Source organism: Saccharopolyspora soli (assembly GCF_022678645.1).
GTDB lineage: Bacteria > Actinomycetota > Actinomycetes > Mycobacteriales > Pseudonocardiaceae > Saccharopolyspora > Saccharopolyspora soli.
In genome coordinates this window covers 1-1,313 of sequence record NZ_JALBWV010000166.1, presented here as the reverse complement: position 1 = coordinate 1,313, position 1,313 = coordinate 1, and the positions used below count along the sequence as shown (strand labels likewise).

1 pseudogene is annotated in these 1,313 nt (G+C 68.5%); it reads left to right on the top strand.

Annotated features, from left to right (window positions below):
- Positions 1–162 precede the first annotated feature (162 nt).
- Positions 163–1,280: pseudogene (locus tag MOQ72_RS44100) on the top strand (IS30 family transposase).
- Positions 1,281–1,313: the final 33 nt, after the last annotated feature.

The following is a 1,313-nucleotide window of genomic DNA, read 5'->3' as shown; positions in this document are numbered from 1 at the left end:
CTTGGGTTCTAGGGGTGGTTGCAACACCTGATTTGTTCAGGGGTTGTGGTGTTCGAGATCCGCGAGGGCCGGTCGCCTCAGGGTCGTAAGAAGTTGCTTGCCGAGCGTCAGGCTTATCTTGATCTTGTGGCGCGGGGTGTAGGGACGGTCGAGGCGTGCCGGATGGTCGGGATCAACCGCGCGACCGGGTATCGGTGGCGATGTGGTCGGGCAAGCGTGGCGGGGCGGAAGACCGAGACGTCTTCCGTCCCGTCGGCGCGTCTGCCTCCTGCCCGGCCCGGGGTTTCGTCCCGGTTTCTGTCGCAGGAGGAGCGGCTGGTGATCGCCGACCTGCGGCGGGCAGGGGCCGGTGTGCGGGCCATCGCTGGCGAGCTGGGCCGTGATCCCGGCACGATCAGCCGGGAGTTGGCCCGTAACAGTCATCCCGCCAGTGGTGACTATCGGCCGTATGCCGCCCAGGCTCGTGCCGAGGCGCGTCGTGCCCGGCCAAAGACCGGCAAGATCGCGGCCAGTCCCGGGCTGCGGGACCTGGTGCAGGGCATGCTGGACGACCGGTGCAGCCCGGAGCAGATCGCCCACCGGCTGCGCCGGGACCACCCCGACCGGCCGGAGCTGCACGTGACCCACGAGACGATCTACCAAGCGTTATACGTCCAGGGGCGCGGAGAGCTGCGCCGTGAACTGGCCGGGCGCTGCGCACCGGCCGCACCGTGCGTAAACCCCGCCGGACCGGCGAGCAGCGCCAGCCCCGGTTCACCGCCCCGATGGTGATGATCAGCGACCGCCCGGCCGAGGCCGCTGACCGCGCCGTGCCCGGCCACTGGGAAGGCGACCTGATCATCGGTGGTGGCGGGACGTCCGCGATCGGCACTCTGGTCGAGCGCACCACCCGCTACGTGCTGCTGGTCCACCTGCCCGGACGCCACGACGCCGCAACCCTCCGGGACGGCCTCATCGCCACCATGCGAACCCTGCCCACTCACCTGAAACGGTCCCTGACCTGGGACCAAGGAGTCGAGATGGGCCGCCACCACGAGTTCAGCATGGCCACCGGCATGCCGGTCTACTTCTGCGACCCACACTCACCCTGGCAACGCGGCAGCAACGAGAACACCAACGGCCTGCTCCGCCAGTACTTCCCCAAAGGCAGCGACCTCGCCGTCCACACCCCCGAACATCTCGCCGCCGTCGCCACCCAACTCAACCGCCGCCCACGCAAAACGCTCGGCTGGGACACCCCAGCCGAGCGCTTAACTAAACTCCTGACCGAAGCCAATTGATCACTCGTGTTGCAACCACCCCTGGAATCCACC